A 16230-nucleotide genomic window follows, 5' to 3' on the forward strand; every position below is an offset into this window, starting at 1 on the left:
TTCTTGTAGATGCATTCGTTCAGGCGTGGATGGCGTCACCCAGTATATGACCGAGCCCGCGCAGAAACGGTGCGGGCATACCTTCCCTACGCAGGACGCTGTAGCACTGCCGAGGGCCTGGCAGCGTCCCCAACCTATTCGCGTACTTGAATCGCCCCCTTCTACTGCATTGCAAACCTTCCTCGTCCGCTTATAATTAAGATCCATTCTTATCCGCATCTTGTAACCAGGAAGATCTAGGTGTCCTACCCTCAGTCGCCCGAATCCTCCCCCCAGGATGATATGCATGCGCTCTATCGCGATCACAGCCAATGGCTTCAGGGCTGGGTGCGTAGGCGCCTAGGTGATGCAGATCGTGCGGCGGATATTACCCAGGACACGTTCGTGCGCCTGATCAGCAGCGCACTGCGCCAACCATTGAGAGAGCCGCGCAGCTTCCTGGCCACGGTGGCCCGCAGGGTGATGATCGACCAATTGCGCCGACGCAACCTGGAGCAGGCCTATATTGAGTTTCTGGGCAGCCAGCCGCTCCTCGAGGAGTGCTCCCCCGAACAGCGCCTACTGATGCTGGAAACCCTGCTGCAACTGGATGCCATGCTCGACGGCCTGGGCCAGAAAGTGCGCGATACCTTCCTGTACGTACAGCTCGATGGCCTGAGCTACGCTGATGTCGCGCAGCGCCTCGGGGTGTCCGTCAGCTCGGTGACCAAGTACATGGCCAAGGCGACAGAGCGGTGCCTGCTGTTTGCTTTCGATGCGCAACTATGAATCCTTCCGATCAACGCAAAGCCCTGCGCGAGGCGGCGCAATGGCATGCGCGGCTCCACGCGGCGCGTGACTGTGCGGATAACCGCAGGCAGTGGCAGGTCTGGCTCGATCAGTCGCCGTTGCACGGTTGGGCGTGGGAGCGCCTTGAGCGGTTGCAGGCAGATCTTGCCGGTGTTCCCGGTCCGCTGGCACGGCACACCCTTGTCGCAGGCCATGGGGAACTGGGGCGGCGTACGCTCCTCAAGGGCCTGGTGCTGGGTCTTGGCGTTTCAGGGGCTGTCTGGACGGGTTATCGCCACTCGCCGGTTTGGTTGGCCGACGTGCGCACCGTCAAGGGCGAACGCCGCAGCCTGACCTTGGAGGACGGCACGCGGCTGACGCTCAATACAGATTCTGCCGTCGATATCCGCTACAGCGCAGACCAGCGGCTGATAGAACTGGTCGAGGGCGAGATTGCCGTTTACACCGCTAACGACCCACGCCCGTTGCGCGTGCACACGGTGCATGGCCGAATGCGCGCCCTCGGTACCCGCTTCAACGTGCGCCTGCATGCAGACCGCACCGAGCTGATCGTCATCGAACACGCTGTCGCGGTGCACAACGCCGCAAGCGAACACGAGGTGCGGGTCGATGCCGGCATGGCCCTGGCGTTCAACAGCGGGCCGCTGTCCAAGCCCCGTCCGGCTGACCTTGCCAGCACTGTGTGGCGCGATGGTCAGTTGGTGTTGGACGGCTGGCCGCTGCGCCGCGCCCTGGCCGAACTCCAGCGTTACCGCCCGGGTGTGTTGAGCTGTAGTGACGATGTAGCGCAGCTGCGTCTCGCTGGGGTGTACCCGTTGGATGACACCGACCGCGCACTGGTGGCAATCGCCGGGGCGCTAAAGCTAAAGGTCAATACCTGGACGCGCTATTGGGTCAGGCTCACCCCGGCCGTTTAAACCAAACGAATGAAAGAAATTCTCAGTTGCATTGTCGGATTGGCCACTCTCGTACGAGCTCTTCTGAAAACCGCCCAAACAGGCATTTTAAGGAGCTGTCATGTCTAGAGCGACAATCTACTCACACGCGCGCCGAACACACCTCACCCCCCTGCTGCTTGGCAGCGCCATCGCGCTGCAGGCCGGGATGCTGGCCCCGCTGCTGTCACCGGACGCCCAGGCCCATGCCGAACAGGTCAGCCGCGTTTACGACATTGCCCCTGGGCCGTTGGTAGCAACCTTGAACCGCTTCGCCCGCGAGGCCGGGGTGCTGCTATCGTTTGATGCGGCGCTGACCCAGGGGCTGCAGAGTCGCGGGCTAAAAGGTCGCTTCAGCACCGAGCAGGGATTTTCCCAACTACTGGCTGGTAGCGGGCTGGAGGCCCTGCTGGTGGGTAACAATTGGGTGCTTGCGCCTCAGGCGCAGGCCGGTTCAGCGCTGCAACTGGATGCAACCAGCATCACCGGCCAAAGCTTGAGCGTCACCACAGAAGGCAGTGGATCCTACACCACCGGCGCAACCGCCGCCGCCACACGCCTGGACCTGAGCCTGCGCAAGACGCCACAGTCAATCAGCGTAGTAACACGCCAGCAGATGGACGACCAGAATCTGCAAAGTGTCTCCGATGTCCTGAAGCAAACCCCCGGCATCACCGTCAACCAGGAAAGCTCCGAGGCCTTCACTTTCTATTCGCGCGGTTTCAAGCTGGATAACTTCCAGTTCGATGGCGTGCCCAGCCTGTCCTCGGACGGCGGCTCATTGCGCGACAACTACAGTATCGGCAACAGCCTGATCTATGACCGAGTCGAAGTGCTCAAGGGTGCGACCGGCCTGGTCAACGGCTCCGGCAATCCTTCGGGGGTCATCAACCTAGTGCGCAAGCGCCCGACTGCCGAGGCGCAGGGCCATATCAGTGTCGGCGCAGGCTCCTGGGATAAATACCAGGCCGATTTTGACTTCGCCGGGCCGTTGACCGACAGCGGCAATATCCGTGGCCGCATGGTCGCGGGTACGCAGTCTCAGCGCAGTTATGTCGACTACCTGACCGGCGAACAAAATACCTTCTACGGTGTGCTGGAAGCCGACTTGAGCGAGAAAACCCTGCTCACACTCGGCCACGACGTACAGAAAAACTATGACAACGGCAGCACAACCGGTGCCCTGCCCGCGTTCTTTATAGATGGCCGCAGGGCCAGGTTCGACCGTGACACCAACGCTGCCGATCGCTGGACCTGGCGTAATCAGGAAACCCAGCGCACTTTCGTGGAGTTGGCCCACAGCTTCGACAACGACTGGGTCCTCAAGGGGGTCGCCAGTAGCCGCGACTACCGTTCGCGGGAGCTGATCTCGGGCATCAGCAGTGAGGCCATTCAGGCCGACGCAAGCATCTCCCACGGTTTCATCGGCGGCAACGTCGACCGCGACAGCGGCTACGTGAATAACAGCGGCACCGCGAGCAAGTTCAACACTACCAGCAAGGAAAAAGGCCTGGACCTGTATGCCCGCGGCCCGTTTTCGCTGGGTGGTCGCATGCACGAAGCCGTATTCGGCTACAGCATCGCCCGTACCGAATCCACGTCCAAGCGCCACGACGGGGTTACCAATGGCATCATCGACGATGTATTCCAGTGGGATGGCTATGGCGAGACACCGAGGGACTTCGAATGGTGGTCGACCTTCAATATCCAAGCACGGCAGAAAGTCGGGTTCGCGGCCACCATCCTTAAACCGACCGACGCGCTGGCAGTGATCCTGGGCGCACGGATCGTCGACTACAAATGGGACATCGACACGATCAACGCCATCGGTCGCCGCCTTCCGGCCAGCGCCACCAACTCAAGCGAAATCGTGCCTTATGCCGGTATCACCTACGACCTGGATGCCTACCACACGGTCTACGCCAGCTACACCGACATCTTCAAACCGCAGGCCTACAGCCTCGGCCCGGACGGTAAACCTATCGACCCGCTCACCGGCGAAAGTTATGAAGTCGGCATCAAGGGCGCCTACTTCGACAACCGCCTAAATGCCAGCATGGCGCTGTTCGAGCTCAAGCAGGACAACTTCGCCGTCCCCACCGGCGGTAGCACACCGAGCGGTAGCAGTGCCTATCGGGCAGAGAAAGGCGTGACGACTCGCGGCGTCGAGTTGGAAGTAAACGGCGAACTTCTGAATGACCTGCAGGTGATGGCCGGCTACACCTTTGCCGAGTCCCATAACGCGGCTGACCGGCGCGTGGCCACCAACCAGCCGCAGCACCTGCTCAAGATGGCAACCAACTACCGCTTGCAGGGCGATTGGCACAAATTCACCGTGGGCGGCAATGCCTACTGGCAGAGTTCGACGTTCTTTAAGCCAAGCGACGAGGATTGGTACGAGATCAAAGACCCAACCGCCAAATTCGAGCAGAAGTCTTACGCCCTGGTGGGACTGGTTGGCGGCTATGATGTCACCCGCGACCTGAAGGCTACCCTCAACGTCAACAATCTGTTCGACAAGCACTACTACAGTGGTATTGGCAATTACGGCACAGTGTTCTGGGGGGCGCCGCGCAACGTGATGTTCAATGTGAAATACAGCTTCTAGGCGGTTCCTCGGCAGTACAGCGTCCCCCTGCGCCAAGGCACCGGGGGTACGACGCGTACGTTCAGGCCCGGGCGAATTTAGCTCATGCGCCTGAGGACATGCTGAAAACACCTTATGTCTCTGTGGCGCGACTATTACCGCGCCTGAAATTCCAAAAATTCAAAGCACATTGACGCAGCCTCAAGCTAACAAGGATCAGTATGTTCCGCAAAAGTCAGATCATCACCCTCCCGGCCCTGATCGCCCTGTCTTTGTTACTCACCGGTTGTCCGCCGTCAGCCGAATTCACGCGGTGGCAACGCACGTCCACGACCACAGACGGTGTCAGGGCGGCTATGGAGGAATGTGGAGAGCCGGTGGGCAGTTCGATGATGCATTACCCAATAAACGAGCGTGTGCGGCACTTCCAGTGTATGCAGCGCCTGGGTTTCAAGCGTAAAGATGGGTTTGAGTATTGTGAATTAGCGAAGGACATTCCCGCTTGCGTCGAAGAAAAAAATGGTCATCCGCTTAGTCTCGCCCAACTTGAAGCATTGCCCTATGGCGAAGATAAAGGCTTCTACCCAATAAAACCCGATTCTGGTCGGTATGAAAGTATGCAGGTCACCTGGCGTAAAGCGGGTGCATCACGCCACTTCTCGGCGGAACTTGCCAATGATCAGGAAACGCTGCCAGTGATGTACGCCTGCGGCTATCCAAAACCACTCGGGTCGAATCTGAAGGTCGCCAGCATCGGGCGCACAGCCCAGGCGCAACGCTGCATGCTTAATCACGGCTTTGCCCCGAAGGAGGATATGGTGCTGGTTTGTCGACCTTATCCTCAAGTGACGGGTTGTGAACGCAACGCCGAAAACAGCCGCTGATTTACACTTTTGCGCCTCGTGGCCCCTTGGCTTGGGACTATCTAGTGCCCTGGGCCTCTTCGATAACCCACTCCACAAACGCCTTGACCTCATCACGTTGCATCGCCTCCGGCCGGGTCACGACGTAGTAGGCAAATCGTGCAGGCCAAGGCTTGTCCAAAACTTGCACGAGGCGGCCCGCCGCAATTTCCTCTTTCGCATATTCCACTGGCACCAGGGCGAGCCCCTGCCCGGCTTCTGCTGCGCGAATAAGCAGGAAGTCATCTTCCAAAGCGCTCCCACGTTCGGCACGTGGGTCGTTGCTAACGCCATGGGCCGAAAGCCATAAGGGCCAATCTGCGCGGTCGGCGTCGTGCAACAGGGGGTATTCGAGGCAATCCTGCGGCTGCGTGAGCACAACGTTTGCGGGCACCAGGGCGGGGCTGCCCACCGGTACCAATACCGGCGCCATCAAGTGCGTGACGTGCAAGTTGGGATAGACCCCAAGCCCATGGCGCAATGCAACGTCGACTCGATCCCGGCGCATGTCCGCGATGGCGGACGTCGCTTCGACCCGCACTTCGATGTGTGGATATCGCTGGTTGAAACGGCCCAGGCGCGGCACCAGCCACGACGCCGCGAACGTAGCAACGGTACTGACCGTCAGGGTTTGCCAGGATTTGGCTTGTTCCAGCGACAGCAGCGTCTCCTGGATCTGTTCGAACGCCTGGAGCAAGGCGGGATGCACGCTGGCCCCGGCCTCAGTAAGACGCAAGCCGCTGCGCTCACGGGTGAAGAGCCGCATGCCTACCCGATCCTCCAGAAGCCGAATCTGTTGGCTGACCGCACCCGATGTGACGTTCAGGGCCTGGGCGGCCGCCTTGATACTGCCGCGCTGGCCTACCTCAACGAAGGTACGTAACGCCAGATAAGGAAGGGATGTGGCCATGAAGTTTAGTTTTCCTAAATTCAGCGACTAAAAAGGATCGTTTCCACTGTGCCAACGGGCATCTGATGATAAGCCTTGTTTAGCGAAGTTAAACATCATTAGAAAAACTATATCAATCAGGATACCCCTATGAATCACCCTCGTTGGCGGCTCTGCCTCATATTGTTGTGCACGACGCAATTCGTCGCCCTGCTCGACTTCTCCATCACCATGATCCCTTTGCCGCAGATCCAGGAAAGCCTGGGCTTTACGCCCGGCGCCTTGCAGTGGGTCATCAACGCGTACGGCGTCGCCATTGCCGGCTTTTTGCTGTTGGGGGGACGCGCCGCCGATATGCTTGGTCGCCGGCGAGTGTTCCTGCTCGGGTTGGTGATCTTTACCCTGGGTTCCCTGCTTGGCGGCTTCTCACAGACCCCTGCCATGCTGATCGCCACTCGGGCCATGCAAGGCTTTGGCGCGGCTTTATTTTCGCCCGCCGCGTTTTCGTTGCTACTGGCGCTTTTCCCCGATCAGGCCTCACGCAACCGAGCCCTGGGTGCCTGGACTGCGGTGGCTGCAAGCGGATTCGTCGCAGGCCTGATCCTCGGCGGGATGATCACCGACCTCATGGGCTGGCGTTGGGTGCTGTGGATCAACGTGCCCGTGGGTATGTTGGTGATAGCCCTGGCAGGCAACCTGCCGGTGGGCCAACGCGATGCCGCAATGGGCGCAAGGCGCCTGGACATAGGCGGAGCGATTCTGGTCGCTGCGGGGGCCGCAACACTGGTGTTCGCGTTTGCCAACAGCGAGCACGTCGGCCTTTCGTCTCCCGTCACCTATGGGTTGATTGCTTTGGCCATGGGGTTACTGGCCTTGTTCGTCTGGGTCGAAAGCAAAGTCGAATACCCGTTGATGCCCCTTCCGATTTTCTGCAGGCGCCTAACGGGCGGCGCGAACCTGGTGTCGCTGTTGGCGAACACGGCACTGGGGCCGACGTTTGTCGTGGTTGCGCTGTATATGCAGGAAATCCTCGGTTTTACGGCCACCCAGACCGGCCTTGGGCTGCTCCCGATGGCGGTCGCCTTCACCCTCTCCAGCGCCTGGGCCGGGCCGGCACTGATTGCCAGGGTAGACACCAAGCCAGTCATTCTCGGCGGCATGACCCTGTTCATTGCCGGCCTCGCGCTGCTGGGCATGTCGTTGGCCGTGGATACGTCCTGGGCCCTCTCCATCCTCCCCGGCACGGTGTTGGCAGGCGTGGGTTATGGCATCGCGTTTCCGGCGTGGACCGTGGCCGGTATCGAGGGCGTGGCTGAAGTGGATCACGGGCTGGCGGGGGGCATGCTGACCACGACCCAGGAAGTCGGCTCTGCGGTGGGCCTGGCTGTGGGTGTGGCCGTGAGCATTGCAGTGCTGGCCGGCGGAGGAAGCTCGGTACAGGGTTTTAGCTATGCCATTCTGGTGTCCGCGTGCATGGTCGTGCTCGGTTTGATAGGTGCGGCGCTCATCCTGCCGGGCAAGGCCAGCACGCTGGCGCTTGCACGATGAACGCCTCTGCGCCAGTTGAAAGATCAAGCACGGGTGAACATTAACCCCCTTCAAAGCGCCGCATAAACAAGAGCCGATAGCCGGCCAGGACGGGGGTCAATCATCGTATGGCTACCCGAAGTCGTAGTGACAAAACCAAAGCTCACTCGACTTTCGGGGTCGGCGAAACTCACCGGACCGCCAAGCCCAAGATGGCCAAAGGCATTGGGGCCCATGGCCAGCGAAGCCGTCGGATCGATTTGCTGCTCCAGCATGCAACCTAATCCATAACGCATTGGGCGCATCCATGTCCGGTCCATGCCGTGACTGTGCTCTTGGGTGAACTCGTTGAGCAGTTCGCGACCGATAAAATTTCCCGCCAGCAAGGCGCTATAGAAACCGGCCAGGCCGTGAGCGGTGCCGTGTCCACACACCGCCGGTTGCCGATACGCCCACCAGCGAGGGTCATTGGTGCGTCTAGGCACCATACCGGGGTTGGTGAAGGCAAATGTCGCGATATGCAATGGCTGGTTTTTCAGCACGGTCCGCAACGCTTGTGAGTAGGGATCACCGACCCGGCCTGTGGCATTGTCGAAACGAGCGATACGGTGAAAGTGCTTTTCGTCCACACCGAGGTGAACCTCGAGGTCATGGGGGTCCAGAATCTCTTCGTGGATAAAGACACAGGCATCGCGCCCGTCCACCCTGCGAATCAACTCGCCGAGAATCCAGCCGAAGGTGGTGGTGCCATACCCCAGGTCTGTGCCCGGCTCCCACCACAGCGGCTCGGCCTCCAGGACCCGTATCATATGGTCCCAGTCAAACATCATGGGGTTATGGTCGGGGGCTCGCAGCGCCGGCAGGCCCGCAGTGTGGTTCATCACCTGGCGCAAGGTCACCTTGGCTTTGCCACTTTGGGCGAACTCGGGCCAGTAACGGGCCACCGGCGCATCCAGCTCCAGCTTGCCCTGCTCGACCAACATCAGCACAGCCACCGCGACATAGGGTTTTACCACGCAAAACGTATTGGCCAGGGTATCGCGGGTCCAAGGCTTGGACCCCTCCTGGTCCGCCATACCGGCCCACAGGTCGATAACCCTCTCTCCATCTACTTGCACGCAGAGCCCGGCGCCACGCTCTTGTGGATCATCAAACATGTCCTCGAAGGCTTGCTGGACCGCTTCAAACTGCTTGGCACATATCCCTTGCGCTTTCATGCATCAAACTCCTGGTATTTGAAGTACTGCCCTTGGTTTGCCAGGCGGCAGGAAAGATCCTGCTGCCTGGCCGGCCATTACTAAAACAACGTTATTCTCGCGAACCCACCATTTAATGTGCGTGGAACATTCAACCCCGCGAACGCGTTTGAGAGTGGTCCATTGAAAAACGGTTCGCGCGTTTATAGGTGCCGAAGTCATTGAATCTGACACCTGCCTGCGCCATGACTTTATGCGCATAAGGGGCCGTCATCTGACGCAGGTAGAATGGGTCTCGCACAACAAAGTGGTGAATACTGTGAGTACTGCCGAAGTTAAAGCAGAACATCTGGAACGGCCACAACCACCAAGGGTTCATTACCTGGGTTTGTTGTAATGCATTACGCGGGGCAACATCACCGTAGTAGTGCATATTGGAGCTGATAAAGAACAGGCAGAACTGCCTTATAAGATTGGGAGCGATCAGAATAACGACTACGCTATTGACGACTTCCATTAACGCCAATGTCGTAGCAGAACTATTAACCTCCTCTCCCACGATTGAACCAAACCAGACATACAGGTGGTAACCGAGGAACACATACCAGCACCCCCAGTACAAAAGCCCGAAAGGTGTATTGAGTCGAATAATCTTGCCTAACAATCTTACCTTTTGCCGCCACCCCGGAGCAAAAACCGCATTCAGGAAACCAAATACAAACCCATCCATCAGTTTCAATAACCGGAGCATTCCCCAAGGGCTACCGCTGGTGGTAATCCAGGCCTCCACATCCGAATCAGTTCCGGACTCTTTATGGTGATGAAAGTGCAGACTGCGCCTTAGCCAAGGGCTGGGCATTCCCGGTCGAGCCAACCAGCAAAAAAACATCATGGCATTATGGGCCAGTGGTTGTTTTCGGAAATAAAGCCGATGAATCAAGTCATGTTCGATTTCATGGATAAACGAAGTCAGCAGAGCATTGATAAAAATACACATCCACCCCGGGATAAAACCCTTGATGTAGAGCCCTCCCGTGACCGCCATTCCTACCAGGGAAAACACCATGACACCCGCCCCCAAAGCATCCTGATGCTGCAGGAGCGGGTAGCGCTTGCGCAGGTAGTTCCCATGTTCGGTAATTCGCCGGGTGACAGTATCAATCTTTTCCTGATCGGTACTTTGGCGGTCAATTCCGCTGGTGTCTTCCAAGACTTTCATCCATTCATCCTCTGTTTGCGTCGGGGAATTACCAGCTTCGTCAAGCCGGTCAAGTCAATTGTCTGAGCGATAAACAGCAGGCATTCAAACTTATTGGGCAAACTCACTCGCGCCACTCAATAAATATGAAATCGACTGCTTTCGAAAAACTTGTTAGGATCATTCCAAGCTTCAAAATGATAAGACAAGTTCAGTTCTTTGCAACTGTGTATTTTGGGCGAGCTTAGTGTTACAGGCATTTGTGTAATTTTTAATAATTTAGTTACAGTTTGTACAAGGATAAAATAACTGCGTACAAGTATTGCCAAGGAGGCACCATGAGATTGCATCGCATCAAATATTTTCGGCTCTCTCTACAAGAATCCGAGGGTAGCGCGGAGAAAAAAACGAGCCATGATGTATTTGACGCAGTGTTTTGCGATGACCCTGCAGACCATGCCGCGAATCGCCCTGGCCTGGAAAGGCTGATTCGCTACACACAGTGCGGGGACACTGTGGTGGTCGACAGCATGACATCGCTCACCTCAAGCACCGAGCAACTGTGCACCATCACTCGCCGGCTGATTGAAAAGCAGGTAACCCTGGAGTTTTTGAACGAAAACCTGGTCTTTCGGCATGACTGCCTTGAAGTCATGGAACCCATCATTGCGGTAATGGAACTGATCGCAGAGTTCGAGCGCGCAGCAACGAGGGAAAAACAGGCAATAGGCATTGCCAGCGCAAAAATGCGTGGGGCTTATAGAGGCCGAAAGAAAAAACTGTCTGACAATCAGGTTGTAAGTTTAATTGACCGCGCCGGCACTGGAGAAAGTAAATCCAAACTAGCGCGTGATTTTGAAATAAGCCGCCAGACACTTTATCGGTACTTGAGATCTACTTAGAGGGCCAGTTACCTGCGGTGCAAATGTGGGTGGCTGCAGGCGTATTCAAACCTGCGCCGCCTCACATAACCATCGCACTTGACTCTGTCCCTTGGGACAAGCTCTACCCTGCCTTATCTACTTCAGTTTCATCGTCAGCGGATAAGGCAACCCATGAGTACGTTATGCCAGTTCACCTATGTACATAGAGCGCCTTCTCCCTGATTCGACGTCGGCCCGCAGTTTAGTGGGTTGGGCTTGCGGTGGGTAATACCGGCTTTGAGCTCCCATCCGCCGGATGATCGTGCAGGCACCACCACGCAAATGCGCCAGTTGGTTTATCCGGTTTGTGAGCAACTTTGCTTGCTGAACACCAACACCCACACTAAGATGCGACGAATTCTCAAATGCATCCTGTTATCGCGCGGAGGCTTTTCGTGTCGTCGCCATCCACTCCTTCAGCCCCTCACGCCGAAATCCGCACGCTATACATCGATCACCACGCGTGGTTGCTGGACTGGTTGCGCAAGCGGCTGCGCCATGGCGACAACGCTGCGGACCTGGCTCACGACACCTTTGTGCACATCCTCGGCAAGCCGGAGCGGTTACAGGAGTTGCGTCAGCCACGAGCCTGGTTGAGTACGGTGGCTCACGGGCTACTGGTAGATCGCGTGCGGCGCCAGCGAGTCGAACGGGCTTACCTGCAAGCCATTGCCCACCTCCCGGAAGCTGGGGTGCCGTCACCGGAGTCGCAGCTGATCCTGTTGGAAACCCTGGTGCGCATCGACGCACTGCTCGATGGCCTGCGCCCCAAGGTGCGCATGGCGTTCCTGATGTCGCGGCTCGAAGGCCTCAGTTACAAGGAGATCGCCGAGCGCCTGGCCATCAGTCTCAGCTCGGTGGAGAAGTACATGGCCACTGCCATTCGCCACTGCTACCTGGCGCAACGATGATCGCGCCAGATGACGTGCTGGACCAAGCGGTCGGCTGGCTGGTGCGAATCGAGTCCAGCGGCGCGACCCCAGAGGTCCTGGAAGCCTGCCAACGCTGGCGCCAGGCCGATGCACTGCATGAAACCGTCTGGCAAGCGCTGCAAAAAAGCGACGCCACCTTTCAGAGCCTGGCCGCGCTGCCCGGCACCGTGGCCCAGGATACCCTCGAGCGCCTCAACGACAATCATCACAGCCGGCGCCAGGCCCTCAAGCTGCTGGGGGTGGGGCTGCTTGCCTGTGGCGTTACCGGCTGGTCACTGCGCGAAAGCACGCTGGTGCCCTGGGGCGCGGACTATGCCACCGGGGTGGGCGAACGGCGGCAGTTCCTGCTGAGCGACGGCACCCGCCTGCAACTGAACACGGCCAGTACGGTGGACGTGCAATTGGGCGCCCAGCGTCGGCTGATCACCCTGCGCCGTGGCGAGATTTTCATCGATACCGGCAAGGACAACGCCGATCCCGGTGGGCGCCGCAGCTTCTGGGTCAGCACCCGGCATGCGCAGTTACAGGCCATCGGCACCGCCTTTGCAGTGCGTGACGAGCAACAGGGTACGCGCCTGCGGGTCGAGGATGGCGTGGTGGCCATTCAAGGTGCTGGCGAGCCGGTCCTGGTTGCCGCCGGTGAGGAATACCTGATTGATGCCAACGGCAGCCACCGTGTCCAGATCAGCACCCTCAACGCCAGCGCCTGGACCCGTGGGCAATTGGTCGCCAAACGCATGCACCTGGGGGACCTGAGCGCCGAGCTGGCGCGTTATCGCCATGGCTGGTTGCACTGCGATCCCGCCATCGCGCAGTTAGAGGTCTCGGGAGTTTTCCAGCTCGATGACATCGACCGCGCCTTGAGCGCCCTGAGTGATTCGCTGCCGGTACGCATCGAGCGCTTTACGCCGCTCTGGACCCGTGTCGTCGCTCGTTGAGCCGGATGAGAAAATATCGCAAAAACTTTTACGGGTTTTGCCCAGCCCTTCGACAGACAGGCAACACACCTCGTCATTCGAAAGGAGCTCGCCGTTCATGTCCCAAGCGTTGATTCCCCCTCGCCCCCTGCATCGCAGCGTTCTGGCGCTAACCCTCCAGAGCCTGTTGCTGGGCGCCGCGACTGGCCTGCCGCTGGCCAGCTTTGCCGTCCAGGCCGAACAGGCCGAGAGCCGCCATTACGACCTGGCCGCCGGGTCGCTGGAAGAGTCACTCAACAGTTTCGCCCAGGTGGCCGGGATCACCCTGCCCTTTGATCCGGCCCTGGTGCAGGGCAAGCGCGCGCCGGCGCTGCGGGGTGACTTTGGGGTGCATGAGGGTCTGGACCGCCTGCTGGTGGACAGTGGTCTGGCCGTTACGCGCAATGCCAGCGGCAACTACCTGCTGATACCGCGCAGCCAAGCCAGCGGCGCTGTCGAGCTGGGCGCGACTACCGTCAGCGGCCTGGCCCTTGGGTCGACCACTGAAAACAGCGGGTCCTACACCACCGGGGCGATGCAGACCGCGACCAAGCTGCCATTGTCCCTGCGCGAGACGCCGCAATCGGTCACAGTGATCACCCGCCAGCGCATGGACGACCAAGGCATGCGCAGCCTTGACGACGTCGTCCAGGCCACGCCTGGGCTGCGGTTGTCGGCCTCGCGCCCGGCCAACAGCGAGTACTTTGCCCGGGGTTTTCCCATCACCAACCTGATGTTCGATGGCCTGCCCACCACCTATAACGCCGACTGGGTGGCGGCCGCCGACCTGGCCCCCTACGACCGCGTCGAAGTGGTACGCGGCGCCACCGGCATGATGCAAGGCGCCGGCAACCCATCGGCCGCCATCAACATGGTGCGCAAGCGTCCCACCAAGGAGTTCCAGGCCAGCATCACCGGCAGCGCCGGCAGTTGGGACAACTACCGCAGCGAACTGGACGTTTCCGGCCCGGTCAATGCCAGCGGCACCGTGCGTGGCCGCTTTGTCGGCGCCTACAACGACAAGGACAGCTATCAGGATTACGCCGGGCGCGAGCGCGGCGTGTTCTACGGGATCAGCGAGTTCGACCTGAGTGACAGTACGACCCTGACCGTGGGGGCGTCCGACCAGAACGACAATAACAACATCAACTGGGGCGGCTTGCCGGTGAATCCGGATGGCAGCCATATGGGTTTCTCCCGCTCCAAGACTTTCGGATACAGCTGGTCGCACCAGGACGTCAACAACAAGACACTGTTCGTCGAACTCGATCAACGCTTCGATAACGATTGGCGCCTGCACCTGGGCGCCTCAAAAAACTGGTCCGAATTCAAGATGATGGGCGGCGTGCTCGAACGCAACAACGACGCCACCTACCGCCAGCGCATCTTCAACCAGGGCCGTGACTTCGACCAGTCCACCTATGACTTTTTTGCCAGTGGCCCCTTCTCGCTATTGGGCCGCCAACATGAACTGGTGGTGGGCGCCAGCAAGCGCCAGCTCAAGACCGAGGCCACCGGCGGCCACGTGTTTGTCGGCGTACCCGACATCAACGGCTTCAGCCCCAAGGGCCTGGCTAGACCAACCGTTCCGGACGTTTACTCCCTCAATGACAAAGTGGATCAGGAAGGTCTCTACCTGACCACCCGCTGGAACCTTGCCGACCCACTGAAAGTCATCCTCGGCGCACGCCTGGACTGGTACGACGCCACCTCGATCTATGACCAGACCAACGATCAGTACTACACCTCGGGCAAAACCAAGGAAGTGCGCCACGTCACCCGCTATGCCGGGGTTATCTATGACCTGGACGACAACCACTCGGTCTATGCCAGCTACACCGATATCTTCCAGCCCCAGACCGAGAAGAATGGCGAAGGTAACGGGATCAAGCCGATCACCGGCGAAAACTACGAAGTGGGTATCAAGGGCGAATACTTTGGCGGCGCGCTGAACGCCAGCGCTTCGCTGTTCCAGATCGACCAGCTCAATCGGGCGGCGGAAGTGGCCGACTCCAGCGTCTGCCGGGTCATCCCCGTCGGCAGCTACGGCTGCTATGAAGCCGCCGGCAAGGTACGCAGCCAGGGCCTGGAACTGGAGATCAACGGTGCCCTGACGCCCAACTGGCAAGTGGCTGCCGGCTACACCTTCGCCCAGGCCAAGTACGAAAAAGATGCGGACAAGAGCAAGGAAGGCACGCTGTTCGACACCGACGTCCCGCGCCACATGTTCAAGGCCAATACCACCTACCGTCTGCAAGGCGACATGAGCCAATGGCGCATCGGCGCCAACCTCTATAGCCAGAGCGCGACGTTCAACAAAGGCAGCAACGTGTTCGGCAAATTCCATATCGAACAGGATGCCTACGCCCTGGTCGGGCTGATGGCGGGTTACCAGGTGGATAAGCATCTGGATACCCAGCTGAACATCAATAACGTCTTCGACAAGAAGTACTACCAGGGCATCGCCAGCAACTCGACCTGGAGCCCGTACGACGTATTTGGCGACCCACGTAACTTTACCGTTACGGCGAAGTATTCCTTCTAAGGGGCAGCGGGAGGTTTCGGATACTAGCGGTGTGTCAGCCACCAAATGTAGTGACTGAACCACCGCTATCGCGGGCAAGCCCGCTCCCACAGGGGATCTTGGCCAAGCACAAATTTGCGTCACACCGACAATCAAATGTGGGAGCTGGCTTGCCTGCGATAGCGGTCTATCAGCCGCCAAACATAGTGACTGAACCACCGCCATCGCGGGCAAGCCCGCTCCCACAGGGGATCTTTGCCAAGCACAAATTTGCGTCACACCGACGGTCAAATGTGGGAGCTGGCTTGCCTGCGATAGCGGTCTATCAGCCACCAAACATAGTGACGGAACCACCGCCATCGCGAGCAAGCCCGCTCCCACAGGGGATCTTTGCCAAGCACAAATTTGCGTCACACCGACAGTCAAATGTGGGAGCTGGCTTGCCTGCGATAGCGGTCTATCAGCCGCCAAACATAGTGACTGAACCACCGCTATCGCGGGCAAGCCCGCTCCCACAGGGGATCTTTGCCAAGCACAAATTTGCGTCACACCAACAATCAAATGTGGGAGCTGGCTTGCCTGCGATAGCGGTCTATCAGCCACCAAACATAGTGACGGAACCACCGCCATCGCGAGCAAGCCCGCTCCCACAGGGGATCTTTGCCAAGCACAAATTTGCGTCACACCGACAGTCAAATGTGGGAGCTGGCTTGCCTGCGATAGCGGTCTATCAGCCGCCAAACATAGTGACTGAACCACCGCTATCGCGGGCAAGCCCGCTCCCACAGGGGATCTTTGCCAAGCACAAATTTGCGTCACACCAACAATCAAATGTGGGAGCTGGCTTGCCTGCGATAGCGGTCTATCAGCCG

The 16230-nt window shown here is 59.0% G+C and carries 12 protein-coding genes; 9 read left to right on the forward strand and 3 right to left on the reverse strand.

From position 1 onward, the window contains the following. Positions 1–282 precede the first annotated feature (282 nt). From HKK57_RS23785 to HKK57_RS23800, 4 genes are all read left to right on the forward strand, one after another. Positions 283–768: a sigma-70 family RNA polymerase sigma factor gene (locus tag HKK57_RS23785; protein WP_029290612.1), complete on the forward strand. Its 486-nt coding sequence runs from the start codon at positions 283–285 to the stop codon at positions 766–768. Next, positions 765–1706 (forward strand): FecR domain-containing protein, encoded by a 942-nt coding sequence (locus HKK57_RS23790; RefSeq protein WP_029290611.1) that lies wholly within the window; start codon positions 765–767, stop codon positions 1704–1706. The genes HKK57_RS23785 and HKK57_RS23790 overlap by 4 nt, the downstream gene beginning before the upstream one ends. Positions 1707–1806: 100 nt before the next feature. Further along, positions 1807–4332 (forward strand): TonB-dependent siderophore receptor, encoded by a 2526-nt coding sequence (locus HKK57_RS23795; protein WP_029290610.1) that lies wholly within the window; start codon positions 1807–1809, stop codon positions 4330–4332. A 200-nt stretch (positions 4333–4532) separates the two neighbouring features. Then, positions 4533–5195 carry a hypothetical protein gene (locus HKK57_RS23800; RefSeq protein WP_169390905.1) on the forward strand — a complete coding sequence of 221 codons (663 nt, stop codon included), beginning with the start codon at positions 4533–4535 and terminating at the stop codon, positions 5193–5195. A gap of 37 nt (positions 5196–5232) precedes the next feature. Here the strand turns inward: HKK57_RS23800 and HKK57_RS23805 are convergent, their stop codons facing one another. Further along, entirely contained in the window at positions 5233–6123 is an 891-nt protein-coding gene (locus tag HKK57_RS23805; RefSeq protein ID WP_169390906.1) for a LysR substrate-binding domain-containing protein, read from the reverse strand. A gap of 129 nt (positions 6124–6252) precedes the next feature. Here HKK57_RS23805 and HKK57_RS23810 point away from each other — a divergent pair, with 129 nt between their 5' ends. Continuing rightward, on the forward strand, positions 6253–7650 hold the full coding sequence (locus tag HKK57_RS23810) for an MFS transporter (RefSeq protein ID WP_169390907.1): 1398 nt from the start codon (positions 6253–6255) through the stop codon (positions 7648–7650). Between the two features lie 50 nt (positions 7651–7700). On the opposite strand, the gene HKK57_RS23815 is transcribed toward HKK57_RS23810, so the two are convergent. Together HKK57_RS23815 and HKK57_RS23820 are read right to left on the reverse strand one after the other, a co-directional pair. Further along, the gene (locus tag HKK57_RS23815) at positions 7701–8846 is read right to left on the reverse strand and encodes a serine hydrolase domain-containing protein (protein ID WP_169390908.1); all 1146 of its coding nucleotides are present in this window, start codon (positions 8844–8846) and stop codon (positions 7701–7703) included. 130 nt (positions 8847–8976) lie between these two features. Further along, positions 8977–10044 carry a fatty acid desaturase gene (locus HKK57_RS23820; protein WP_169390909.1) on the reverse strand — a complete coding sequence of 356 codons (1068 nt, stop codon included), beginning with the start codon at positions 10042–10044 and terminating at the stop codon, positions 8977–8979. Between the two features lie 317 nt (positions 10045–10361). Here HKK57_RS23820 and HKK57_RS23825 point away from each other — a divergent pair, with 317 nt between their 5' ends. The 4 genes from HKK57_RS23825 (at position 10362) to HKK57_RS23840 (ending at position 15379) form a co-directional block, all read left to right on the forward strand. After that, on the forward strand, positions 10362–10925 hold the full coding sequence (locus tag HKK57_RS23825; RefSeq protein WP_070996240.1) for a recombinase family protein: 564 nt from the start codon (positions 10362–10364) through the stop codon (positions 10923–10925). Positions 10926–11341: 416 nt separating this feature from the next. After that, the gene (locus HKK57_RS23830; RefSeq protein ID WP_224791073.1) at positions 11342–11857 is read left to right on the forward strand and encodes a sigma-70 family RNA polymerase sigma factor; all 516 of its coding nucleotides are present in this window, start codon (positions 11342–11344) and stop codon (positions 11855–11857) included. Beyond that, positions 11854–12816: a FecR domain-containing protein gene (locus tag HKK57_RS23835; RefSeq protein WP_169390910.1), complete on the forward strand. Its 963-nt coding sequence runs from the start codon at positions 11854–11856 to the stop codon at positions 12814–12816. The genes HKK57_RS23830 and HKK57_RS23835 overlap by 4 nt, the downstream gene beginning before the upstream one ends. Positions 12817–12913: 97 nt before the next feature. Continuing rightward, positions 12914–15379: a TonB-dependent siderophore receptor gene (locus HKK57_RS23840; RefSeq protein WP_083335474.1), complete on the forward strand. Its 2466-nt coding sequence runs from the start codon at positions 12914–12916 to the stop codon at positions 15377–15379. The last annotated feature ends 851 nt before the right edge of the window (positions 15380–16230 follow it).

The organism is Pseudomonas sp. ADAK21 (assembly GCF_012935735.1).
Lineage (GTDB): Bacteria > Pseudomonadota > Gammaproteobacteria > Pseudomonadales > Pseudomonadaceae > Aquipseudomonas > Aquipseudomonas proteolytica.